The organism is Algihabitans sp. (assembly GCF_965226985.1).
Taxonomy (GTDB): Bacteria; Pseudomonadota; Alphaproteobacteria; order Kiloniellales; family DSM-21159; genus Algihabitans.
The window spans coordinates 1-23,857 of sequence record NZ_OZ245712.1 but is presented as its reverse complement, the minus strand read 5'-3'; the positions used below and the strand labels follow the sequence as shown (position 1 = coordinate 23,857).

Genomic DNA, 23,857 nt, shown 5'->3' with positions numbered 1-23,857 from the left:
GCAGGCGCCACGCAGCCCCCAGAATCGTATCCCGAGGCGGCCACAGCTCGTTTACAGCTTCGTGACTGGTTGATATTGTCCGCCGCGCGCGGGCCGGGGCAGGAAGCCATGGCAGCCGCGCGGCAAGCGCCCAGCTGGACCGTGGACCCGATGAGAATTCTGACCGGCAACTCCAATCGGCCACTGGCCGAAGCCATCTCCGCGTATCTCAACCTGCCGCTGACCAAGGCATCGATGAAGCGCTTCTCCGACATGGAGATCTTCGTCGAGATCGAGGAGAACGTGCGCGGCGAGGACGTCTTCGTCATTCAGTCGACCTCCTACCCCGCAAACGACAACCTGATGGAATTGCTGGTCGCGCTCGACGCCTTGCGGCGCGGCTCGGCCCGGCGTGTGACGGCGGTCATCCCCTACTACGGCTATGCCAGGCAGGATCGGAAGTCGGGCCCGCGGACGCCGATTTCGGCCAAGCTGGTGGCCAACCTCATCACCACGGCCGGCGCCAACCGGGTTCTGACCCTCGACCTGCACGCGGGACAGATACAGGGCTTCTTCGACATTCCGACCGACAACCTTTTCGCCGCGCCGGTCTTCACCAACGACATGCTGCGCAAGTACGACGGCCAGGCGCTGACCATCGTTTCGCCGGACGTGGGCGGCGTGGTGCGCGCCCGTGCGATCGCCCGCCGCCTGGATGCCGATCTGGCAATCATCGATAAACGTCGCGAGCGCGCCGGCGTGTCCGAGGTGATGAACATCATCGGCGACGTGAAGGGCCGTGCCTGCGTACTGGTCGACGACATCGTGGACTCCGCCGGGACGCTCTGCAACGCGGCGGTCGCCTTGATGGATTCCGGAGCGAGTTCGGTGTCTGCCTACGTGACCCACGGCGTTCTGTCGGGCGGCGCGGTGGCCCGCGTCTCCGCCTCGCCCTTGACCGAATTGGTGACGACCGACAGCATTCCGGCGACGGAAGCCGTACGCGTCGCGCAGAACATCCGGCAGCTCACCATTGCCCCGCTGTTGGGTGAGGCGATGCGGCGAATCAGCGACGAACGCTCGGTCTCAAGCCTCTTCGACGAGCCGCCGGCACGCAAGTTCGCTTGAAATCGCGGCCCAGCCGCTTATACACACGCTCTTTCACCGCATCGGGCACCCCTGGAGGCCTGACGCACGTTCTGCGGCGGACCGACGTCCGCCGGACAGCTTAAGAAGCTATCTGAGGAGACACAGCGATGAGCGACGCGCATACGATGCCGGCTCAGCCGCGCGACCGGGCCGGAAAGGGGACCGCCCGAGCCGCGCGGCGTGACGGGATGGTACCGGCCGTGATCTACGGCGGCAAAAAGACCCCTTCGATGATCATGATCGAAGATCGGGTCATCCGGAAGCAGGCCGCTCGCGCCGCCTTCTTCGGAACGGTCTACGAAATCAAGGTCGAGGGCGGCGGAACGGAGAAGGTTCTGCCTCGCGATCTGCAGCTCGATCCGGTCACCGATTTCCCGATTCACGCAGACTTCCTGCGCGTCACGGGTGCCTCTCGCGTCGCCGTTGCGGTCCCCGTTCAGTTCGTCAACGAGGAAGCGGCTCCCGGGCTCAAGGGGGGCGGCATTCTCAACGTCGTCCGCCACGAAGTGGAGCTGAGCTGTCGGGCGGATGCCATCCCCGACAGTATCGAGGTGGACTTGACCGGTAAGGAGATCAACGAATCGCTGCACATCAGCGAAGTCACTCTCCCCGACGGCGTAGAGCCGACCATCACGGATCGCGACTTCACCATCGCCACGATCGCCGCACCCAATGTGGCGGAAGAGGCCTCCGCCGAAGAGGGCGGCGAAGCTGCCCCCGAGGGTAAAGGCGAGGATGCCGGCGAGGCGGAGACCGAGGAGTAGGATCCTCGCTTCGCAGCCACCGCTGGAACGGACCGGCGTGCGGAGGCAAAAGGCACCATGCTGCTCTTGGTTGGCCTGGGGAACCCCGGCCCCCGCTATGCCGGCAATCGCCACAACATCGGCTTCATGGCGCTGGACGAAATCGTCCGGCGCCATGACTTTTCCGGCTGGCGCAAGGGCTTCCAGGGAGGCGTGGCCGAGGGCCGGCTTGGCGGCCAAAAGGTTCTGGCCCTTAAACCCCTGACTTATATGAATGAGTCCGGTCGATCAGTGGGGGAGGCCCTGCGCTTCTACAAGCTGACGCCCGAATCGGTCATTGTGCTGCATGACGAACTGGACCTCGCGCCTGGCAAGCTGCGGGTGAAACTGGGCGGGGGCGCGGCCGGCCATAATGGCCTGCGTTCGATTGCTCAGCATATCGGTCCGGATTTCAAACGGGTTCGCCTGGGCATCGGCCATCCCGGCCGCAAGGACGCCGTGCATGGTTGGGTTCTGAGCGATTTCGCAAAGGCCGACGACGCCTGGCTGGAGCTGTTGCTTGACGCGCTGGTGCGCCACGCCGAGTTGCTGGTTGAAGGTGACGACGGTCCCTTCATGAGCCGGGTAAACCAGGAAGTGAGCCCACCGAAGGCGAAGAAAACCGCGTCAAAAGCCGAGACGCAGCCGCGCAAAGCGGCTCAGCCTCAGGCGAACGAGACGGCCGGCCATCTCGCCGGAGAGATGGAGTCCAACGCTGCGGAGGAGCGCGAAAGCCTGCTGGCGCAGGCGCTGAAGCGAGCCTTGGGCCAGCTCGGCGGCAAGACCAAGAATTAATCGCGAGACGGGACTACGGAAAAGCATGGGCTTCAAATGCGGGATTGTCGGACTGCCGAACGTCGGCAAGTCGACACTGTTCAATGCACTGACCGAAACGCAGGCCGCAGAGGCCGCCAACTACCCGTTCTGCACCATCGAACCGAATGTCGGACGAGTCGCGGTGCCCGATCCGCGGCTCGACGACTTGGCACAACTGGCCAAGTCGGCGAAGACGATCCATACCCAGCTCGAATTCGTCGATATCGCCGGATTGGTGGCCGGAGCGAGCAAGGGCGAGGGCCTCGGCAACCAGTTTCTTGCAAACATCCGGGAGGTCGATGCCATCGTCCAGGTTCTTCGCTGCTTCGGCGGCGAGACCACGCACGTAGCCGGGTCGGTCGACCCGATCCGGGATGCGGAGACGGTCGAGACGGAGCTGCTTCTGGCGGACCTGGATTCCTGCGAACGGCAGCGCGACGCTGCCATCAAGCGGGCACGGGGCGGAGACAAGGAGGCCAAGGACCGTCTGGCCGTCCTGGAGCCGACCATCGCCGCCTTGTCCGAGGGTGAACCCGCCAGGCGTGTCTCGATTCCCAAAGAGCTGGAGCCGGTCTTCAGGCAGCTTCAGTTGCTAACAGCCAAGCCCCTGCTCTATGTGGCCAATGTCGAAGAGGAAGCTGCCGCGACCGGAAATGCGGAAGCCGAACGCGTGCGGGCTCGGGCGACGGCCGAAGGCGCCGGATTCGTGATCGTCTCGGCAGCTATCGAGGCCGAGGTGGCGAGCCTGAACGACGCGGAAGAGAAGCAGGAGTTCCTGGGAACGCTGGGCTTGGAGACCACCGGCCTCGCGCGGGTTATACAGGCCGGCTACGGCTTGCTCGACCTCATCACCTTCTTTACCGTCGGACCGAAGGAAGCGCGCGCCTGGACTGTGCCCCGGGGCGCCTCTGCGCCGGAGGCTGCCGGCGCCATTCATACGGACTTTCAACGCGGCTTCATCCGTGCCGAAACGATCGCCTATGATGATTTCGTCGCCCTGGGTGGTGAAACCGCCGCCAAGGACGCCGGCAAAATGCGCGCCGAGGGCAAGGACTACCGCGTCCAAGACGGCGACGTCTTCCATTTCCGCTTCAATGTCTAGAAATCCAGATACTTAGCTGGAATCATCAACGCCGATGATCGTCTTCACCGCAGCTTAAGCTGCGGGGATTAGGCTTCCGCCGCCACTGGACATGACGAAGGCGCCGGAACCCCTAGAAATGCCGCCGACCCAGGCTATCGACGCCATAAAGCTGCAGCGGCACCGCTTTCTTGGCTTCAGCTTCGCTTTGGCAGATCTGCTGATCGAACTGGACAGCGAAGGCCGCATCGTTTTCGCCGCAGGTGCCAGTCAGCACCTGTTCGGCGAAGATGACTCGCGCCTGATCGGACAGGACTTCATCGAACGCATCGCCAAGCCACATAGGCAGCTGGTCAAGCAGTTGCTTCAGCAACTTACCAATGGCCCTCGAATTCCACCTGTCGAGATCTCCATTGAAAGGTCGGACGGCACCTCAGAAGACGTCGTTTTCTGCGGTTACGCCTTGCCACACGAAGCGAACCGGTATTTAGCCCTGAGTGCAATGGACCGCTTCCAGGCCTTGCTCGAACAGCGCGAAGGACGCGATCCGGAAACCGGACTGCACACGGCGACTTCTTTCGCAGACCGTTTGCGCGACTTGGTCGGCTCCGACGCCGACTCCGCGAACGAGCTGGCCATGACGGTCATGGAGCTGGAAGGCCTGGACCGAATCGAGCAGTCGGGAACGCCCGAAACCTATCAAGACATCATCAACGGCGTTGCCGCCTTTCTGCGCCTCAAGTCCTTCGGGGGCGACACCGCGGGCCTTCTGGAGGAGGGTCGCTTCGGCGTCGTCACGGCCCCTGGAGTCGATCATGCCGACCTCGCCAGCGGCTTGTTGGAAGCCGTGCCGGAGACCCGAGGTTTGACGGCACGCCTGCACAGTCAGGCTCTTCGTCCGGTCGGCATGTCGCCGGACACCTCCGCCCGTACCCTGATTTATGCTCTGCAACGCTTTCAGCGGGAGGGCTTGACGGCCGACGTCCGGGCCGACCCCGGCACCCAGTTTCGCAACCTCCTGAGGGAGACACTCGATGACATCGAGCGGTTTCAGGAGATCATCGACCGCGATCAGATCACGCTTGCCTACCAGCCGATCGTCGAGCTCGAAACGCGTCGGATCGACCACTACGAAGTGCTGGCACGGCTGCCGGAGGGGCAATCGCCCTTCGAAAACGTTCATCTGGGCGAATCGGTCGGATTGATCGCGGCGTTCGATCTGACGGTTTGTCGTAAGGCCCTGGCCGATCTCGACAGGCAAGGGCATGAGGAAGATCTCAGACTTGCCGTGAACCTCTCGGCCGAGTCTTTGCAGGAAGAGATCTTTGTCGATGCGCTGGAGGTGCTGTTGCAGCGTTACCATCGACTTCGGCAACGTCTCTCCTTCGAGGTCACGGAATCCGCGGAAATCAAAGACTTCGCGACGGTGGACGTAGCAATCCAGAGACTACGCGGCCTCGGCTGTCGCGTGGCTCTGGATGATTTCGGAGCCGGTCACGCAACCTTCCGCTACCTGCAGGCCTTCGAAATCGACTGCGTGAAGATGGACGGTGCCTACGTGCTCGCGATGGCCGAATCGCCACGCGACTATGCGGTGATCAAAGGTATGGCCGGAATTTGCCGCGAGTTGAACCTCGTGATGATCGCTGAGATGATCGAGACGGAACAACAGGTCGAGCTCCTGAAAGCGCTGGGTGTACAGCTCGGCCAAGGATATCTGTTCGGCAAACCGACAGTTGGGCTGCCGAAGACCGCACCTTTGAAGCAAGACGTGGCCGGCGGCAACGTTTCGTCACCGACGCTGGCCCTGCTGCGTTCCCGCAAACAGGGCACGACCGAAACCTGGATGTAAGCCTCATCTCGGTCGCCTGGAACGAGCTATGGTGCGTAAAAGGGGCGATTCGGCGGCACCCGGCGGGCGCGAAGACGACTTTGGGCAGAATTTCGACGAAAGCGCCAGAATTCCGACATATACGGCACGCAGCTTAGCTCTCTCGTTTTGTCCAGACATGAAATCCGGCTGATCATCCAACGCGATTCCGACGTAAACTGTCACGAGAACTAGAGCGCGATCGTCTCAGGTGGAAACGCTTGGCTTCCACCTGAGACGTGAATCGCCCTCTAAACCTTTTGATTAGAGTAGGATTCACGCCTTAGATGGCATCGCTAAAGCGATGCCATCTAAGGCGATCCTGCTCTAGACTTCCGGCTCCAGGGACGTAAGACCGATGACCTTGTTAGGACGGCTTCGCTCAAGCAGCGGCAGCTCGCTCGACCGACGGGTCAAAGCGGCGATCGCAAGAGAAGAACAAGCGGGCTGGCGTTTCGCCCTCTTCGTGCGGCTCGGCGCTTTGGCGCTGGTTTTCGCTTGGCTGTCCTACTCCGTGCCCTTCCCCCGGGTCGGCTGGTGGTTGGGTCTGGTCGCGCTCTTTGCGCTGTCCGGGCTGGTTCCCTACCTGCTTAGGCACAGGCGGCGCTGGAGGACCTGGGTCGCGGTCTTCATCGGCGTCGATGCCATCCTGCTGACAACGGCCTTGCTCGCCCCCAATCCGCTGGCCAGCGAAACCTGGCCGATCCAGATGACCCTGAGGCTCCACAACAACCTCTACCTCTTCGTCTTCCTGGCCGGCGCTGCGCTCAGCTATGCCCCTTCCATGGTGCTTTGGACCGGCCTTGCGGCCGCCAGCGCCTGGAGCGTCGGCGTCTACCTGATCCTCACGCTTCCCACGACGCGCGACATGATGGTGACCGCGGCACCGAACACGGCGGAAGCTCAGGAACAAGCGATCGCGGGTTTCCTCGATCCCTATTTCGTGAATATCAGCGGCTGGCTGAATGAGGTGGTGCTGCTTGGCATCACCGCCCTGATCGTCGCGGCCGCCGTTTGGCGGTCACGCAGGCTGCTCGCCCGACAGGTATCCTCCGAACGGGCGAGGGCCAGTCTGGCGCGCTACTTTTCGCCCGACGTGGTGGAACGTCTGGCCGTCGAGAGCGGTGCCTTCGACACACCGAACCAGCGCCAGGCTGCAGTTCTCTTTGTCGACGTCGTCGGGTTCACGCGGATTTGCGAGCGGATTGCGCCGGAAAGCTGCATCCTGCTGCTCCGCAGCTTCCACGCGCGCATGGCCCGCTGTGTCTTCGCGCACGGCGGGACACTCGACAAGTTCATCGGCGACGGCATGATGGCGACCTTCGGCACTCTCGAGCCACGCGAAGACGATGCTCGGCGAGCGCTCGCCTGTGCCCGCGCGATGCTGGCCGAAGTCAAGCGATGGAACGCGAAGCGAGCAAAGCGCGGCGCCGAGCCGATCCATGTCGGTATCGGGCTCCACTATGGACTGTTGACCGTCGGGAACGTCGGCAGTAACCGGCAGCTTGAGTTTACCGCCATTGGCGACACGGTAAACATCGCCAGCCGCCTGGAACGCCTGACGCGCGATTTGGAGGTACCGCTGGTGGCGAGCGGCGCCCTTGTCACAGCGGCGTCCGAAGCAACCGACTCCCCGTCCGAAGTCGATGAACTGCTCCAAGGCCTAATGCCGGCCGGGGAGTCTCAGCTGCGCGGCAGGGAAACGCCAATCCCGATTTTCGCCCTGCAGGGCGCGGCAGCAGGGGAATGCGCCGCCAGCGAGGCAGGACGTCAGACGACAGAGGCACCGCCTTCGGGCGACCAAGAACTGGAAAGCCCGATGCCGCAGGACATTCAACGGGCGGCCGGAGATTAGGTCGATGCGACGGCTTCTGCCGATAGCCCTTCTCCTGGCCCTGACGGGATGTTTGACTCCGGTTCCGCCGACTGCGTATCAGGCTGCGCCTGTGAACGGCGGGTCCGGCTATTCGGAGGTCTGGACCAGCGACACCCGTGCAGAGGTCCGCTTTGCCGGCAATTGGCGAACCGACCGCCAAACGGTCGAGGACGGGCTGCTGTTCCGCGCCGCCGAGTTGGCGGAGCAACGCAAGGCCCCGCACTTCGCCGTGCACGACAAGACACTAGAGCGCAACGTTTACGAGACACCGGAAACGCCGCCGTTTCCCTCGTGGTGGTACCGAGACCGCTACGGCTGGCACGGCGCTTACGGTCGCTTCCCGACGCGTGTCAGAACCTGGACGGTCTACACGGCGATCATGCAGATGGAGGTTCTGCCCGAGGGGGCCAAACCACCTAAGAACGCCGATATCCGAGATACGCAGGCCGTTCTCGACAGGCTCGCACTGACGGTTCGACGGCCAAGCGACAAACCGCAATCCTGAACCTGCCCGAAATCCTGAACCCGCGAACGGCAGAGCGGTAACGACGACTAAAATCGGTCGTCAGGTCGCCGCGCTCCCCGGCTCCTCCAGCTTCGCGTCGCTCTTATCAGCGGTATCGTCCTTGGCGGCACCGCTTTTCCCAGCAGCATCAGACGAAGCATCGGCAGCTTTCGCTTTAGCGGTCTTGGTCTCTCCGTTGCCGGAGGCAGGCGCCCGACGCCGCCGCGGCGCGCGACGCGGGCGATCTCCCAAGATCTTCCGCAGACCCTCGTCCACACCCTCTTCGGCCGGCGACTGTGCAGCGGCCTTTTTCTGGCTTTCGGCAGCCTCGGAAACGGCATCGTCAACACCAGATACCGATAGCAGATCCGCCGGCTCGTCTTCACGTGAAGCCTCGCGGCTCTGTCGACGCGCCCGCCGTTCACTGAGGGGAGGCGCGGTTTCGAAGGGTTTGCTCGCGCCCTCACCGCCCGCAGAACCAGAGGCGTCTGGTGTTTCCGCCGATTTGTCGCGGCCGTCGTCGCTTGCGGCAAGTTCGGCTGTTTGCGGACCGCGATCACCGCGGGTGCCACGGCGATCCTGCATGCGCGGCCGGTCATCGCGACGCTGATCGCGGCGGTGAGGCCGTTCGCGCCCGCCTCCATTGACCTGGGTCGGCTGCCCCCCGTCGGAAGATGACTCCTCGTCATCTTCCGTATCTTCGGCGTTGGTGTCCTCGTACCCCCGGGCTTGTCGGCTGTCGCCGTTCTCACGCTGGCGATCGCGGTTGTCATCCGGGTCGGTAGAGTCGTTCAGAACGCGAAAATAATGCTCCGCAAACTGAAGAAAGTTCTCAGCCAGGATACGGTCGCCCGAGACCTGAGCATCACGCGCGAGCGCCAGGTACTTGTCGTAAACCTGTTGCGCCGTTCCGCGCACGCGTCCTTCGGGGCCGTTGCTGTCGAAGGTCTGGTTGCGGTTGGGCACATTAGGTCTGCGCCCGGAGCGACCGCGGCCACGCCGTTGGTTGTTACCTTGTCTCATCCGTCGCTTACGTCATGAAGCCATTTGTTGACGGTGTTGACCCACAGGACCATTGGCCTCATGCCACTGGCGTACAAGCCCATAATCCCGACCCTTCGGGAAAAGCGCTTTTGCTGTGGGACTTGATCGGCGTCCGGACATCTGCCCCCTCGGACGCACCGTGGCCGCGCACGGCTCACAGGAAGAAAGGTAGAGACAGACGCGGCGTATTCCAACAGTTTTTTTATCGCGATAGCGCAAGACAGCGCAGCGTTCCAGACAGGTCCGCCCTCAAGGTCATATCAGAGAAACCGGCCGCCTCGCCCAGAGCGGCTACGGCGTCAGCCTGACCCGCGCCCAACTCCAGCAGCACGCAGCCCTCCGGCGCCAGCAACGGCGACAGGGTCGGCAACAGCCGGCGGTAGGCGGTAAGACCATCCGATCCCGCGTAGAGGGCATTCGGCGGATCGTAGTCCGCGACTTCCGGCTCCAGAGCCGCATCCCGTGCGATGTAGGGCGGGTTGCAAAGCACGAGGTCGAACGGACCGGTCACGCCAGCAGTCCAGTCGGCCACGCCAAAGCCTGCACGTCCGGACAGCCCCAGATCCAAGGCGTTGCCGCGCGCCACGGCAACAGCCCCTGTCGAGATATCAAGCCCCAAACCCACCGCGTTGGGCAACTCGCTCAGCAGAGCCAACAGCAGGCAGCCGCTACCCGTGCCAAGATCCAGAAGACGCGAGGGCGCTCGGCGATCCGACAAGCGTTCGAGCGCAACCTCGATCAGGGTTTCGCTGTCGGGGCGAGGGTCCAGGGTATCGGGCGAGATACGAAAGGTCAGTCCCCAGAACTCCCGCCGCCCCAGAATGCGCGATACTGGTTCGCGTGCTGCACGGCGCTCTACGAAAGCCTGGAAAACGGCCCATTCCGACTCCCCAATAGGTCGGTCCGGCTCGACAAGTGTGCGCTCGGGTGCCAAGCCCAAGGCGTCGCTCAGGAGCAGCCGTGCGTCCCGTCGCGGCTGCTCCACACCGGCCGCCTTGAGGCGCCGGGTCGCAGCCGACAGAGCCGTAGCGACCGTTCGTTCCCGCAGGCTCGCGCTCACTGCATCACGGCGAGGCGTGCCGCCTGGTCTTCCGACACCAGAGCATCGATCACCTCATCCAGAGCCTCACCGCCGATCACTTTGTCGAGCTTATAGAGCGTCAGGTTGATGCGATGGTCGGTGACGCGCCCCTGCGGGAAATTGTAGGTGCGAATGCGTTCAGAACGGTCGCCCGAACCCACTTGGCTTTTGCGGGCAGCCGCATGTTCAGCCTCGAGGCGCTGGCGCTCGGCATCGTAGATGCGCGCGCGCAGCATCTTCATCGCCTTCGCCTTGTTCTTATGCTGCGACTTCTCGTCTTGGCACTGCGCGACGATACCGGTGGGCAAATGCGTGATCCGTACTGCGGAGTCGGTAGTGTTGACGTGCTGACCACCGGCGCCCTGCGAGCGATAGGTGTCGATTCGCAAATCTTTATCGTCGACATGGAGATCCACCTCCTCAGCCTCTGGGAGTACGGCCACGGTTGCGGCCGAGGTATGGATCCGCCCGCCGGATTCTGTCACCGGTACGCGCTGTACGCGGTGGACGCCCGACTCGTACTTCAGCTTGGCGAAAACGTCCTGACCGGCAATCTCCGCGCTCCCGTTCTTGAGACCACCCAGATCCGTTTCCTCGATGTCCAGAGGGCTAAAGCGGTAGCCCCCAAGCTCCGCCCAACGCTGGTACATGCCGAACAGTTCCATGGCGAAGAGTGCGGCCTCCTCTCCGCCGGTGCCGGCACGCACCTCCAGGATCGCGTTGCGCGCGTCGGCCTCATCCTTCGGAAGAAGCAGTATCTTGACCTGCTGCTCGAGCTCCGGGAGCCGCTGCTTGACGTCGCGGTACTCCTGCTCAGCCAGATCGCGCAGCGCCGCATCGCCTTCGGAATCTTGACGCAGGGCGTCTAGGTCATCCAGCTCCTCGCAAGTGCTGCGGTAGGCCTTGATGCCCTCGACCACCGGAGTCAGGCTGGAGAACTCCTTCAGCTTCTCCGTATAGTCGCTCGAGCCGGGGTCCGCGTGCTCTGCGATCAGGGCTTGCAGCTCTTCAAAGCGTGAAACCACGCGCGACAGCTTTTCGTCCAAACTCACGTCTTATCCTCGTTCTCAGGCTCAGCGAGTCGGAACAGCCGAACCAGAAGCGCCTCCAACTCCTTCGTGTCTCGACCTTCAGCGGCGGCCTGACGCAAGGCCTCGCTGGGTCCGTGCAGCAGCCGTTTGACAAGCAGTCGTGTCGCTTCGTCGGGGTCGCGGGGTCCACTCTTCAGTACGTCGGTCCGCAGGCTTTCGAAGCGCTCACGCAGTGCCGTCACCGCAGGTACGGCGGCCCGCTCGGCATAATTTCTCAGAAAGGCACCAAGTTCCGCCTCCAGGATCGACCAGGCCGCTCCGGCCACGGTCTCCCGTTCTTCCTTGCCTCTCAGGGCAAGTCCCTCCAGATCGTGCAGATCATAAAGAAAGATGTCGTCCAGCTCAGCCACGTCGGGTGCAACGTCGCCGGGGATTGCGGCATCGACCAGGAAAATCGGTTGCCGCCGTCGTGTCTTCAAGGCCGCGGCCAGTTGGTTGCGGTCCAGAACGTAGTCGCTGCCGCCTAGGGCCGAAATCACGATATCCGCCCCTGTCAGAGCCGTCGCCAGATCGGCCCAACTTCGGCGATGACAGCCGATGCGCTGCGCCACGCGCTTAGCGCGACGCTCTACGGGATGAGCCACGGCGAGTTCCGCCACCCCCGCAAGCTGCAGTTCCTCGGCTAGCAGTTCGCCCATCTCACCGAAACCGAGCAGAAGGGCGCGACAACGCTTGAGGTCGCCGTGGATCTGCCTGGCAACCTGCAGGGCGGATGCCGCAAGAGTAACCGGACGCTCGCCGATGGCCGTTTCACTGCGCACCCGCTTGGCGGCCGCATAGGCGGCCTGAAGCGCCCGTTCAAGGACACCACCGAAAGCTCCACCCGCAAGCGCCCGCTTGTGCGCCGCCTTGACCTGTCCGAGCACCTGAGGTTCGCCGACCGTCTGGCTGTCCAACGAGGCAGCGACCGCAAAAAGGTGCCGTGCCGCAGCCGCCCCGCGACGCGTGACAACCAGATCGCTCAGTTCGTCGGCACGGGTGCCGCCCCAATCGGCGAGCCTTTCGACCAAAGCCGCGGGGTCGACGGCGGCGCGGGCGGTCACGATCTCCACCCGGTCACAAGTGCAGATCAGAAGCGCCGGCGACACCCCGGCTGCAGCCAGTTCAGCCAAGCGTAACGACTGATCGTCTTCATCGACGTAGAGACGATGCCGCAGATCGGCAGAGGCGGTCCGGTGGTTGACACTCACGATCAGCAGATCGTCGAGGGGCTCCGCCGCCGCTACGAACTGGGGGGACGGTGACGTGGACACCGACTCGGCCACGGCATGACCTCCCCGCTAAGCGCGGGCGACGTGCCGGTCTTGCCGTTCCAATGCCTTGGCAGATCCTGGCACGTCCCTCACGGCGGAGAGCGTGAAAAGTGGGATTGCAAGAGGCGGTTGCGGATAGGGCGGTAGATCGATCACTCGGCCGCCTCGGCACCGGCATTGGCCTTCTCGGCCTCGATCGCGGCTGCTTTTTCCTCCACCAGCCCGACCAGATGATCGACGATGCTCTCATCCTTCAAGCGATGATGCGGCAGGCCGCCCACATAGACTTGGTGAGTCCCCTTGCCGCCCCCTGTGAAACCGATGTCGGTCATGGTCGCCTCACCCGGACCGTTGACCACACAACCGATGACGGAGACCGTCAGAGGCGTGGAGATATGCGCCAAGCGCTCTTCAAGAACCTTCACCGTTTCGATGACGTCGAACTGCTGACGCGCGCAGGACGGACAGGAGATCACATTGACGCCGCGATGGCGCAAGCCGAGCGTCTTCAGCATTTCGAAGCCGACGCGAATTTCTTCCTCCGGCTCGGCAGACAGCGAAACCCGAACGGTATCCCCGATACCCGACCACAGCAGCATCCCAAGCCCGATCGAAGATTTGACCGTCCCCGAGCGCAGACCGCCCGCCTCGGTGATACCGATGTGCAAGGGGTAGTCGCAAGCTTCGGCCAAGGCCTGATAGGCCGCTACAGAGAGAAAAACGTCCGAGGCTTTCACCGAGATCTTGAACTCGAAAAAATCCTCGTCTTCCAGATATTTGGCGTGGTTGAGCGCACTCTCAACCATCGCCTCTGGACAGGGCTCCCCATAGCGTTCGAGCAGGTCGCGCTCAAGCGAGCCGCCGTTCACACCGATGCGGATCGCGCAGTTGTGGTCGCGTGCCGCCTTGACGACCTCGCGTACGCGATCACGGCTGCCGATATTGCCCGGATTGATCCGCAAACAGGCCGCCCCCGCCTCGGCGGCCTCGATCCCGCGTTTATAGTGAAAATGAATATCGGCGACGATCGGAACCGTAACTTCCGGCACGATTTCCTTGAGCGCCGCGCTCGACTCCTGATCCGGCACGGAGACGCGAACGACGTCGGCGCCAGCCACCTCCAGACGGCGGATCTGTGCGATGGTCGCCGCGACGTCGGTGGTTGGCGTATTGGTCATAGACTGCACCGCGATCGGCGCGTCCCCACCGATCGGCACCGAGCCGACGTGAATCTGACGAGACTTGCGCCGAATGATTTGCCGGTAGGGCCGGACCGCGGACATCGCCTGCTCCTCGCATACACGCGCGGTTTCTAATCCGCGCCGTTGCCCTGCAAAATGCCGTTCTCCGCACCATTCTTCAAGGCGAGATGGTTGCAGATATGCTTGCAGACCCATGACAACCGTGGCCAACGGCGGTGATCGAAGGCCAAGGCGAAGAGCTAGACCGTAGGGATCCTGAGCGCCCTATTGGGCTGCCTGCCCGGATAGCAGGGCCTGAGGTTCCAGCGAAACACCGCGCAGCACATCGCCAGATCGCCCCAGCGGCGGCGCGGTGCGGCCGTCTACAGTCACCGTCAAACCACCGGCATTGCCGGTCTCCAGGGTCAAACCCTGCTGATCAGGGACACGGTAGATATCGCCAGCGCGCAGAACGCGGGTAATCAGGAGGTTGGCGTCGGCACTGCGAACCTGTACCCAGGAATCGGACGTAGCGGTCAGCACCACACGGGATTCGCCGTTGGCGACGCCGTAGACCCGCCCGCTGTTCTGGTTCGCGGAGGTCGGCAGATCGGGCGCGTCGGGAATGCCCGGCTCGATGGTTTCCGTCGCGGCCGTCGCGATCTCGGTCTCGGCGTCCTCCGCCGCCGTCGCCTCTGCAGCCGGCGGCTCGGCCGCCGTGACAGGCTCGGCTGTGCCGTCAGCCGCGACATCGCCTTCAATAGAGTTAGCGGCCACGCCCGGCGCCTGAGGTGCCCGTTCGGCCGTGCCCGGCGTCGCCGGCTGCGCCGCGACATCAGTTGCGGCTTCGGGTGGTGGGGAGAGGCTAGCGGCTTCAGCCGGCGGGGCGTCGTCACCACCGGCTTCGGACGCACTCTCCACCGGACCAGCTTCCGCAGGATCTGATTCCGCAAGATCTGATTCCGCGGCACTTGGCTCAGTCGCGCCGGGAATCGGCTGGGAAGCCTCTTGAACCGTCGCTTCCGCCTGGGCTGCGCGATCCAGCGGCGGCAGGGGCGTCCGAACGGTGGAGCGATCCTCCGCCCCGGAGTCATCCTCGGCAGTAGCGCGCGCTGTGCTCTGGCTTGCCGAAGCCTCGTCACCGCCTGCGCCGTTAGCCAGCGGCCCTTCGGCGGCCTGGTCGCCTGCGGGTGCATCAGGGACGTCGGTTGCCAGCCTTTCGGGCTCCCCGCTCAGAAGTCCGTCCAAGACGTCGTTCTGGTTGGCGTAGTACCAACCGCCGTAGGTCAAGGCGATCAACAGAACCGAAATCACCACCAGCGCTCCGCCGGGCACTCTGCCTTCCGGCTTCGGGGCAGGAAAATGCAGGCTGGGCTTACGCTCCAGACCCGCAATCTCCGACTTGAAACGCTCGACAAGAAACGCAGCATCCAACTGGAGGTATTCGGCATAGGAACGCACAAAACCGACCGCGTAGGTCGGTCCGGGCAACTCGGCGTAGCGTCGCTCTTCGATGGCCTGGAGATAGACCCGGCGGATCCGAAGATTGGCCGCAACGTCGGCAACTTCCTGTCCACGTTCGCGGCGCGCGCGCGCCAGCATGGCGCCGACGCTGTCTTTCTCCACCGTCCGTTCCTGGTCGTTACCGTCCTGGAGATCCGCCTCCCGGGCACGTTCAGCCATGGTCTATTCCCTCGGGGTAACGCGACCGACATTTGCGCCTCCCTACCAATCCAACGCGGGCGTTGTCGGTCGCCCGTACTCTGAAGCAATCCGCGATACTACCCAGACTGCTGCTCCGTCAGTCTCTTGCAGGAAATGTCCTGCACCAGTTTTGCGTGCATATAGTTAGCAAATTCCACTTAATCGCGGCAAATCATGCAAAGCGGCATCGATCTGGCGTCAACAGGCTATGCTCGTAGCGCTGGGATCCAAGCCGCGCCCTCGCGGCGGACCGCCCACAACCGCCAACTCAATCCCCATATGGTAAACAAATTAATAAACGCCCGGAAGGCGAGGCGGCCATCGCGGCCCCGACCTCGCGTCGTGAAACATCCGCAGCAGGAAGACCCGGACTCGTTCGACCGGCCTGCTCAGGTAACTAGATGACCACGCCCCGATCACGGGCATAGGCGCGCAGCGATCCGCGAACGCTGGCGTTCGGAGAATGACAAAGATGCTCCAGATAGGCCTGTAGCGGTGCCAACTCGAGCGACCGCAGCATGAGCTTGACGGGTCCGATTCCCGTCGGCGGCATCGAGAGAATGCGGAAACCGGCCGCAATGAGCGCCATCGCCTCCAGAGGATGCCCCGCGGCCTCACCGCATAGCGAGAGACGCACTTTCGCATCCTCGGCCTGACGCGCGAGACTCGTCAGAAACGACAGTGCCGGCGGCGAAAGGATGTCGTAGCGACGCGCAAGGCGCGGATTGCCCCGGTCCGATGCGAAAAGAAACTGCAGAAGGTCGTTGGAGCCGACCGACACAAAGTCGACAAGATCGAACAGCGTCGGAAGCTGCCAGGCCAGCGCCGGCACTTCCAGCATGACACCGGTTTCCACACGGGCCGGAGGTACATTGCCTGCGGATGTCTGACGCGCGACCTCCCGCTCGAGCAGATGCTTGGCGCGAACGAACTCGCTGACCTCTGCAATCATCGGGAACATCACTCGAAGTTCACGGCCCGCCGCCGCGCGCACGAGGGCGCGAAGCTGTTGGCGCAGCATCGCCGGCCGGTCCAAACCGATCCGGATCGCCCGCCAGCCCATCGAGGGATTGTCGTCCTTGGTGTCGGCCCAGTACGGCAGGGATTTGTCACCGCCCACGTCAAGCGTTCGAAAGGTGACCGGTTTGCCTTCGGCCTGCTCGAGCACCCGCTGATAGAGTTCGAGTTGAGCTTCGACGTCGGGAAAGGAGTCCCGCACCATGAACGGCACCTCGGTGCGGTAGAGGCCGACTCCCTCCGCCCCGCTGGCATGCAGCTGCGGTAGATCGACCAGCAGGCCGGCGTTGATCTGTAGACTGATTTCCACGCCGTCTTGCGTGACGGCCGGAAGATCGCGAGTCGCCGCAAACAGCTGGCGGCGCTCCTCCCCGGCGCGAATCGCTTCGACGAACGACTCGCGGATGCCCGATCGCGGGCGCAAGAGCACCTGCCCGCTCACGCCGTCCACCACCACCACGTCGTTGGCGCGGGCGCGGGCCAGAACGTCCCGGCAGCGCCCCACCATCGGGATCCCGAGCGCGCGTGCGACAATGGCCACATGCGCGGTCGGCGACCCTTCTTCCAGCACGACCGCCTTCAACTTCGCGGCGTCGTAGTCGAGCAGGTCGGCCGGGCCGAGGTTGCGCGCCAACAGCACGGTGTCGTCCGGGAGTCCCCGATCTTCAGTCGAACCGGCACTGCCGAGGAGATGGTGCAGCAGCCGGTTGCCGAGATCTTCGAAGTCGGCGTAGCGCTCGCGAAGGTAGGGGTCCTTGACCCGATTCATGCGGTTGCGCAGATCGATCTGAACGCGCTGTACCGCCGCCTCCGCCGAGAGGCCGCCCTGCACCTGCTCGCGAATGCGCTCGCCCCATCCGCGATCCTCGGCGAACATGCGGAAGGTCTCCAACACCTCCCGATGCTCGCCGCTGTTGGACAACTCGTCGCGCGCCATCAGGTTGTCGAGTTGGCCGAGCATGGCCTTGAGGGCCGTATCCAAGCGCTCGAGTTCGACCGCTGGATCCTCCGCGACCACCTGGCGGATGACAATGCCACGGTCGTGCATGACGGCCTGACCGATGGCCAGCCCCTCGTTCAGGACAATCCCTCCGAACCGAGCCGGCATGGCGTCCGACGTGTTGAGCGAGCCGCTCGCCATGGTCGCCGCAAGCTCACCGGAACTCAGGAGCTCGGCGAGTACCATCGCGACGGTCTCCAGCGTCTCGACTTCCTCGTCTCCGTAATGGCGGGAGGCGCGATTCTGAACCGCCAGGACGCCCTGAACGCGACCATCACGCATGACCGGCACGCCCAGCATGGAGTGGTAAACCTCCTCCCCCGTTTCGGGACGGTAGGCGAAGTTCGGGTGCAACTGGGCGTCAGGCAGATTCAGCGGACGTGCGTGGGCCGCGATGTCACCGATGATGCCTTCGCCGAGTCGCAGACGCGTCCGATGGACCGCTTCGGGGCTCAGGCCCTTGGTCGCAAAGAGTTCCAGGACTTCGCCGGCGCGCAGCAGATAGAAAGAGCAGACCTCGGCAACCATGTCGTCGGCGATCAGCGCCACGGTTCGATTCAGTCGATCCTGAACGGAACCGCCGCCCTTCATAAGGTCGCGCAACTGGCGCAACAGGCGGCGGGAACCAACCCAGCCGAGGGTCTGCGGCGGCGTCATTCCCAAACTCGCTCCCTCTCGGTCCGACCCGGACGATCGTCCCAATCCGGCGGCTCCCAGACAGCAACCGGCGCGGCTGTCCGCCGCTTAGAGCCTGCCGTGATCCCTTGGCCTCGCTTCGCGCTTCCACCGATCACAAGAAACAGACTGTAGCTTTTTGACTCTAGACCAGATTCGCCGCAATCGCCGGAAACAGGCAGCTGGCCTGATCGATCACCACCTCGTCTAGGGTCGGATCAACCTGTTTGCTGGACCCCGCTCGGCATCCGTCAGACAAACAAGACGTGTTCTAAGCGGCGTCCAAACCGTAGGCCGTGTGCAAGCTGCGCAACGCCAGCTCCGTGTAGGCTTCGGAAATCAACACGCTGACCTTGATCTCCGAGGTTGAGATCACCTGGATGTTGATGCCCTTCTCGGCAAGCGTTTTGAACATCTTCTGCGCGACCCCGGCATGGCTTCGCATACCGACCCCGATCACCGATACCTTCACCACGTCGGAAGCCTGCAGCAGCTCTCCGAAACCTAGTTCGGCTTCACGCTCGCTCAGCAGATGCACGGCGCGCTCCAGATCCTGCTTGGTGACGGTGAAGGTCATATCGGTGCGCTCGCCGTCACCCGATACGGACTGCACGATCATATCGACGTTGATCGCTGCGTCCGCCAAGGGACCGAAGATGGAGGCGGCAAAGCCTGGACGATCCGGAACACCCATCAGAGTGATCTTCGCTTCGTCGCGGCTATAGGTGACACCGCTTACCACTGCCTGTTCCACAATCTCGTCCTCGTCCACAACCAGCGTTCCGGGCGTATCCGCAAAGGAAGAGCGGACCTGCACCCGGACCCGGTGTTTCATGGCCATCTCGACCGAGCGGGTCTGAAGTACCTTCGCCCCAAGAGAGGCCATTTCCAGCATTTCTTCGTAGGTGATCTTGTCGAGCTTACGCGCCTTGGTCACGATTCGCGGATCGCTGGTGTAAACGCCATCGACGTCGGTGTAGATATCGCAGCGTTTCGCGCCAAGCGCCGCCGCCAGGGCCACGCCCGAGGTGTCGGTCCCGCCTCGCCCAAGGGTCGTGACGCGATTGCGGTCCGGCTCCAAACCCTGAAAACCGGCCATAACGGCGACCTGACCCTCGGCTAGCCGCCGTTCCAACTCTTCAGTCTCGATCCTCTGGATCCGCGCAGAGCCATGGGCTGCGTCCGTGATGATCGGCACCTGCCAGCCCTGCCAGGACCTGGCCGGAATGCCGTCGGCCTGCAGCACCAGCGCCAACAGCCCGGCCGTCACGTTCTCGCCGGAAGAAACGATTGCGTCGTATTCGCGCAGATCCGCCAGCGCCGCCGCCTCACGAACCCAACCGACCAGCTTGTTGGTTTCGCCGGCCATGGCGGAAACGGCGACTGCCACCTGGTGCCCCGCCTCAACCTCGCCCCGAACGCGCCGGGCAACGTTGCGGATACAGTCCAGGTCGGCAACCGAGGTGCCGCCGAATTTCATCACGATTCGAGCCATCGCGCAGTCCGACCAACGGTTCAGGGAGCGCCCCGCCGTCCCGGCGGTTCGTGTGCCAAACCCGGACAGGCGGCAGGTTGCCGCGAAGAGGCGCGCTATCCATACTTGGTAAGTCGCCAGAAAAGCAAGCTTACCCCATCGTCCGGGGCGGCTAGTTACAAGGCACGCTCCTGCGGCTCAGGATATGCGGTGGTTCTCTAGGGACCATCCCTCAAGGCACAGATGGATCGCCAACGACATGCCGAAGGCACAAGAACACGACACAACGCTGCAGTCAGGCAGCAGCTCCGTGCTTGCGGAGGAAGTTCAGAAGTTCGGGCGTCTTGCAGCCACCTGGTGGGACCCGGATGGTGAAATGCGGCCTCTGCATCGGCTCAATCCGACTCGCCTCGGCTACCTGCGCGATCAGGCCTGCCGGCGGTTCGAACGCGATCCGCGCGGCGACAAACCGCTGAAAGGCCTGACAGCGCTCGACATCGGCTGCGGCGGCGGCCTGATCAGCGAACCTTTGGCCCGTCTCGGCGCCGAGGTCCTGGGGATTGACGCGACCGGGGAATCTCTGGAAGTCGCCCGCAAACATGCCGAAGAGGCCGGGCTGCTGGGGAACGGCGGGACACCAGGCAGCCACAGGCTGTCCTACCGACAAGCGGCGGCCGAGGACCTTCTTACCGAGGGCGCGACCTTCGATCTGGTGGTGACGTTGGAAGTCGTCGAACACGTCGCCGACCCCGCCGCCTTTCTGGAGACCTGCGGTCAGTTGGTCGCGGACGGCGGCCTTCTGGTGCTGTCGACACTCAGCCGAACGTTAAAGGCTTTGGCGCTCGCCAAGATCGGCGCCGAATACGTTCTGCGCTGGCTGCCAGCGGGCACCCACGACTGGCGCAAGTTCGTCCGTCCGCATGAAGCTGCCAACGCGCTGCGGGGTGCCGGCCTCACGGTCGGCGACGCGACCGGCCTGGTCTACAACCCCTTGACTGACGGATGGCGGCTCGCCAAGCGCGACCTGGACGTCAACTACATGATGACGGCGTTCCGGGATTAGAGCGTGATCGTCTGAACCGGAAGCGTGTCGCGTCAGTCTGACACGATTGCCCTGGAAGACTAAAGTGCGGCCGTCCCGAAGAGCGGTCAGCGGTCGTCAAACCGTTTCAAGCAGCGCTGGCCCCATCGGCGGGCTTGTCCCCGCTGCCGCTGCCAGTCGGCAAGTCTCCACCGGTATTGGGCACGATTCGGTGTAGGGGGAACCGGACAACGATCTCGGTTCCATACCCGACCTCCGACGTCATCACGAAGCTTCCGCCATGCAGTTCGGCGAGCGACCGCGCCAAGGGGAGGCCGAGGCCCGTCCCCTGGTCCGTTCTGCGGGTTCGGCTATCGACCTGCACGAAGGGTTCCAAGGCCTGTCGGATCTGCGCGCGCGACATCCCGATTCCACTGTCCTGCACGGCGATCGCCACTCGGCCGTCGGGCTCGCGGCACGCGGAGACCAGAACGTCCCCACCAGTGTCGGTGAACTTGCAAGCATTGGACAAGAGATTGAGCAGAATCTGGTGTAATGCCCGTTCGTCGGCCAACAGGAGAGGCAGCGCGAAAGCATCGTCGCGGTCCGGAACCCTGGCAGTGAGCGTCAAACCCTTGCGCTCCGCCAACGGTCGGACGAGACGCAGGGCTGTCTCCACCGTCTCGCCCACGTCGAGTTCCTCTTCGCAGAGCTGGTACTTGTTCGCCTCGATTTTGGAGAGATCGAGCAGATCGTTGATCAGACTCAGAAGATGTTTGGCACTCCCGTGGATGTCGCCGACGTAATCCCGGTAGCGCTGACTGCCGAGAGGACCGAAAGTCTGCTCTCGCATAACCTCGGAAAAGCCGATCACGGCGTTGAGCGGTGTCCGCAGTTCATGGCTCATTGACGCTAGGAAATTCGACTTGGCGGCGTTGGCGCTCTCGGCCTGCTCCTTGGCCTTGTGCACGGCGCGAACCGCCTGCTCGCGCTTCGCCGTCTCCATACGGAACTTCTCCAGCACCAAGTTGTACTGGGCCGCGATCTCCCCGGCTTCGCTCCCCTCGTCGACCGGAACGTTACGCGCGAAGTCGCCCGACGTGGACTGCCGATGCATCTGCGCCAAAAGCGTGGTCAGGGTGGAGCTCGCGCCATGCTCAGCCACATTCAAGCCGGTCAGCTCATCTTGGCGGGAAACCCTAAGCGGTCGAACTCGATCGATCGTCCGTAGCACCGCGAAGGCCAAGGTGAAGGCGAAGGCACCTGCGACGACGACGCCCAGCAACTGGCTGCCCAACTGCTCGAAGCGGGTTGCGCCTGCGAAATCCGCGACATCCCCGAACAGCGCGACTGCCAGCGTCCCCCAGACGCCGGCGGCCAGATGCACCGGAACGGCGTTGACCGCATCGTCGATCCTCAGCCGTTCCAGCAGTCCCGCAGCGGCAATGCAGGCTGCGCCGCCCAAAGCCCCGACCAGCAACGCGCTTGCCGGGGCGAAGGTATGGGCGCCAGCGGTGATCGCCACGAGGCCGGCCAGGATCCCGTCCATCATCGTTCTGACGTCAGGACGTCCGCGCCGCCTCCAGGACCAGGCCATGGCCAGGAGGCAACCGCCCACAGGGCCCAAGACCGTATTGACGGCAATTCCAGCGATCGAAGGGTCGAGCGCCAGGGTCGAACCTCCGTTGAAGCCGAACCAACCCACCCAGAGCAGCAGCACACCGAGCATGGAAAGGGGCAGGTTGTGCCCCTCGATCGGTCGCCCGTCCGGCCCGTATCGCCCTAGGCGCGGCCCGATCACGAGCACGGCGGCCAACGCAACCCACCCGCCAATCGAATGGACGACGGTTGACCCCGCGAAGTCGATAAAGCCGGCTTCGGCGAGCCAGCCGCGACCTTCGGCTACCAAGCCACCCCAGGCCCAATGGCCGTAAAGGGGATAGATCAGGCCGGCGACCAGAGCGGCAACGATCAGATAGCCGTCGAAGCGCATGCGCTCGGCAACAGCACCAGAGACAATCGTCACCGCCGTACCGCAAAAAACCAGTTGGAAGAGGAAGAACGCGAGCAACCAGGCGCTGGCGTCCTCGCCTGGCATGAAACCGCCGAAGCCAATCCAGCCGGCCAAGCTCGGCCCGAACATCAACGCAAAGCCGAACAGCCAGAAGAGAAGACCGGTCAGCGAGATATCGACGACATTCTTGACGACCACATTGATCGTATTCTTTGCGCGAACCAGCCCGCTTTCCAGACATGCGAAGCCGCCCTGCATCATCAACACGAGCACCGCGCTGACGATCAGCCAGAGAACGTCGACAAGATCGCCTTCGCCGTGAATGGCTGCACCCACCCGTTCCACCTTTGTCGTCACGCCGAAGCGGAGCGATCGACTCTCGCGAACGGCACCGCCAAGACCTGCACCCGATCTGCACCGCACGAAGCGGACTCCGGGTCTCACGCCCTCAAGAGACTGCACTCCGAGACCGCGACACGATCAACTTGGCCGCACAATATTCAATGTAACACTAACTTGAAGAGAATTGGATAAGAGCGATTCGCTACAAACGATAGCGGAGCCGGCATCGGTTCACGCTCCGAACAGGCGGACAAACAGCACCTGCGCCTGAAGGAAAGTCGGCGAAGCGCTTCCCGTCACGCAATGCACAATCAGGCGTCGCCGCGCGATATCCAGGGAAGGCGAGCGACCGCAATTCCCTCTTCGGTCAAAGCCTGGGCTTCGTCCTGACTCGTCTCGCCGTAGATTCCGCGTGCGTCGGCTTCGCCATAGTGGATCTTGCGCGCTTCCTCGGCGAAATCGGAACCGACGTAGCTGCAGGAGGCTTCCACGACGTCACGCAGCTCCAGAAGTTTCTGGCGAAGCACCGCGTCGTTCCGCCCGGTCGTAGCTAGGGTCTTCTGGCTGCTCGTCCCGGTTTCGGCGACAGCTGTTTCCGAAAGGCCGGTTGCGTCTTCTACCGGCGCAGGCGCGCGGCCAACCGCTATTCGGGGCGCCATGACAGCCTTGCGCACGTGAGCCGAACCGCAAATCGGACAAACCAAGTCTCCCTTGGCAGCCTGCGCGTCAAAGGCGCCGCTGTCCCGAAACCAAGCCTCGAAACGGTGGTCTCGCTCGCACTGAAGGGCATATTTGATCATTGCACCGAACCCAATTGGCATTCTCTCTTATCTACTGCTTGATCATAAATGCGTAGACCCTTGCAATCGGCAAGCCCTGAGCAGCAGCCTTGTCGGTGGCAT

At 63.5% G+C, this 23,857-nt stretch carries 18 protein-coding genes and 1 pseudogene; 9 read left to right on the top strand and 10 right to left on the bottom strand.

What is annotated here, in order from left to right:
• The first annotated feature begins 150 nt into the window (after positions 1-150).
• From ACO054_RS00095 to ACO054_RS00060, 8 genes and pseudogenes are all read left to right on the top strand, one after another.
• A complete protein-coding gene (locus ACO054_RS00095; RefSeq protein WP_421708406.1) occupies positions 151-1,107 on the top strand; it encodes a ribose-phosphate pyrophosphokinase in 957 nt (318 codons plus the stop codon).
• A 128-nt stretch (positions 1,108-1,235) separates the two neighbouring features.
• Positions 1,236-1,892, top strand: coding sequence for a 50S ribosomal protein L25/general stress protein Ctc (locus ACO054_RS00090; RefSeq protein WP_421708405.1), 657 nt, complete (start codon positions 1,236-1,238; stop codon positions 1,890-1,892).
• A gap of 57 nt (positions 1,893-1,949) precedes the next feature.
• Positions 1,950-2,705: an aminoacyl-tRNA hydrolase gene (pth, locus tag ACO054_RS00085; RefSeq protein WP_421708404.1), complete on the top strand. Its 756-nt coding sequence runs from the start codon at positions 1,950-1,952 to the stop codon at positions 2,703-2,705.
• A 25-nt stretch (positions 2,706-2,730) separates the two neighbouring features.
• Positions 2,731-3,828 (top strand): redox-regulated ATPase YchF, encoded by a 1,098-nt coding sequence (ychF, locus tag ACO054_RS00080; protein ID WP_421708403.1) that lies wholly within the window; start codon positions 2,731-2,733, stop codon positions 3,826-3,828.
• Positions 3,829-3,919: 91 nt separating this feature from the next.
• Positions 3,920-4,138 (top strand): annotated as a pseudogene (locus ACO054_RS00075) (hypothetical protein); the annotation flags it as partial.
• A gap of 171 nt (positions 4,139-4,309) precedes the next feature.
• Positions 4,310-5,659 (top strand): EAL domain-containing protein, encoded by a 1,350-nt coding sequence (locus ACO054_RS00070; RefSeq protein ID WP_421710397.1) that lies wholly within the window; start codon positions 4,310-4,312, stop codon positions 5,657-5,659.
• Positions 5,660-6,035: 376 nt separating this feature from the next.
• Positions 6,036-7,532: an adenylate/guanylate cyclase domain-containing protein gene (locus ACO054_RS00065; RefSeq protein ID WP_421708402.1), complete on the top strand. Its 1,497-nt coding sequence runs from the start codon at positions 6,036-6,038 to the stop codon at positions 7,530-7,532.
• Between the two features lie 4 nt (positions 7,533-7,536).
• Entirely contained in the window at positions 7,537-8,058 is a 522-nt protein-coding gene (locus ACO054_RS00060) for a CC0125/CC1285 family lipoprotein (RefSeq protein ID WP_421708401.1), read from the top strand.
• Positions 8,059-8,118: 60 nt separating this feature from the next.
• Here the strand turns inward: ACO054_RS00060 and ACO054_RS00055 are convergent, their stop codons facing one another.
• The 8 genes from ACO054_RS00055 to ACO054_RS00020 all read right to left on the bottom strand — a co-directional run bounded on the left by ACO054_RS00055 (position 8,119) and on the right by ACO054_RS00020 (position 19,599).
• Positions 8,119-9,024 carry a DUF4167 domain-containing protein gene (locus ACO054_RS00055; protein WP_421708400.1) on the bottom strand — a complete coding sequence of 302 codons (906 nt, stop codon included), beginning with the start codon at positions 9,022-9,024 and terminating at the stop codon, positions 8,119-8,121.
• 280 nt (positions 9,025-9,304) lie between these two features.
• Positions 9,305-10,162 (bottom strand): peptide chain release factor N(5)-glutamine methyltransferase, encoded by an 858-nt coding sequence (gene prmC, locus ACO054_RS00050; RefSeq protein ID WP_421708399.1) that lies wholly within the window; start codon positions 10,160-10,162, stop codon positions 9,305-9,307.
• Complete coding sequence (gene prfA, locus ACO054_RS00045; RefSeq protein ID WP_421708398.1) at positions 10,159-11,235, bottom strand: peptide chain release factor 1; 1,077 nt, start codon at positions 11,233-11,235, stop codon at positions 10,159-10,161. Before prfA ends, prmC begins: the two co-directional genes overlap by 4 nt.
• Positions 11,232-12,539, bottom strand: a complete 1,308-nt coding sequence (gene hemA / locus ACO054_RS00040; RefSeq protein WP_421708397.1) for a glutamyl-tRNA reductase — start codon at positions 12,537-12,539, stop codon at positions 11,232-11,234. Before hemA ends, prfA begins: the two co-directional genes overlap by 4 nt.
• Before the next feature lie 140 nt (positions 12,540-12,679).
• Positions 12,680-13,810, bottom strand: coding sequence for a flavodoxin-dependent (E)-4-hydroxy-3-methylbut-2-enyl-diphosphate synthase (gene ispG, locus ACO054_RS00035; protein ID WP_421708396.1), 1,131 nt, complete (start codon positions 13,808-13,810; stop codon positions 12,680-12,682).
• A gap of 183 nt (positions 13,811-13,993) precedes the next feature.
• A complete protein-coding gene (locus ACO054_RS00030) occupies positions 13,994-15,391 on the bottom strand; it encodes a RodZ domain-containing protein (RefSeq protein ID WP_421708395.1) in 1,398 nt (465 codons plus the stop codon).
• A gap of 418 nt (positions 15,392-15,809) precedes the next feature.
• Positions 15,810-18,086, bottom strand: coding sequence for a phosphoenolpyruvate--protein phosphotransferase (gene ptsP, locus ACO054_RS00025; protein ID WP_421708394.1), 2,277 nt, complete (start codon positions 18,084-18,086; stop codon positions 15,810-15,812).
• A gap of 289 nt (positions 18,087-18,375) precedes the next feature.
• Positions 18,376-19,599: an aspartate kinase gene (locus ACO054_RS00020; RefSeq protein WP_421708393.1), complete on the bottom strand. Its 1,224-nt coding sequence runs from the start codon at positions 19,597-19,599 to the stop codon at positions 18,376-18,378.
• Positions 19,600-19,837: 238 nt separating this feature from the next.
• On the opposite strand from ACO054_RS00020, the gene ubiG reads away from it, so the two are divergent.
• On the top strand, positions 19,838-20,641 hold the full coding sequence (ubiG, locus tag ACO054_RS00015; protein WP_421708392.1) for a bifunctional 2-polyprenyl-6-hydroxyphenol methylase/3-demethylubiquinol 3-O-methyltransferase UbiG: 804 nt from the start codon (positions 19,838-19,840) through the stop codon (positions 20,639-20,641).
• Between the two features lie 106 nt (positions 20,642-20,747).
• Here ubiG and amt read toward each other — a convergent pair whose 3' ends face one another.
• Together amt and ACO054_RS00005 are read right to left on the bottom strand one after the other, a co-directional pair.
• Positions 20,748-23,036 (bottom strand): ammonium transporter, encoded by a 2,289-nt coding sequence (amt, locus tag ACO054_RS00010; protein WP_421708391.1) that lies wholly within the window; start codon positions 23,034-23,036, stop codon positions 20,748-20,750.
• Between the two features lie 230 nt (positions 23,037-23,266).
• On the bottom strand, positions 23,267-23,755 hold the full coding sequence (locus tag ACO054_RS00005; protein WP_421710396.1) for a DUF1178 family protein: 489 nt from the start codon (positions 23,753-23,755) through the stop codon (positions 23,267-23,269).
• Positions 23,756-23,857 lie beyond the last annotated feature (102 nt).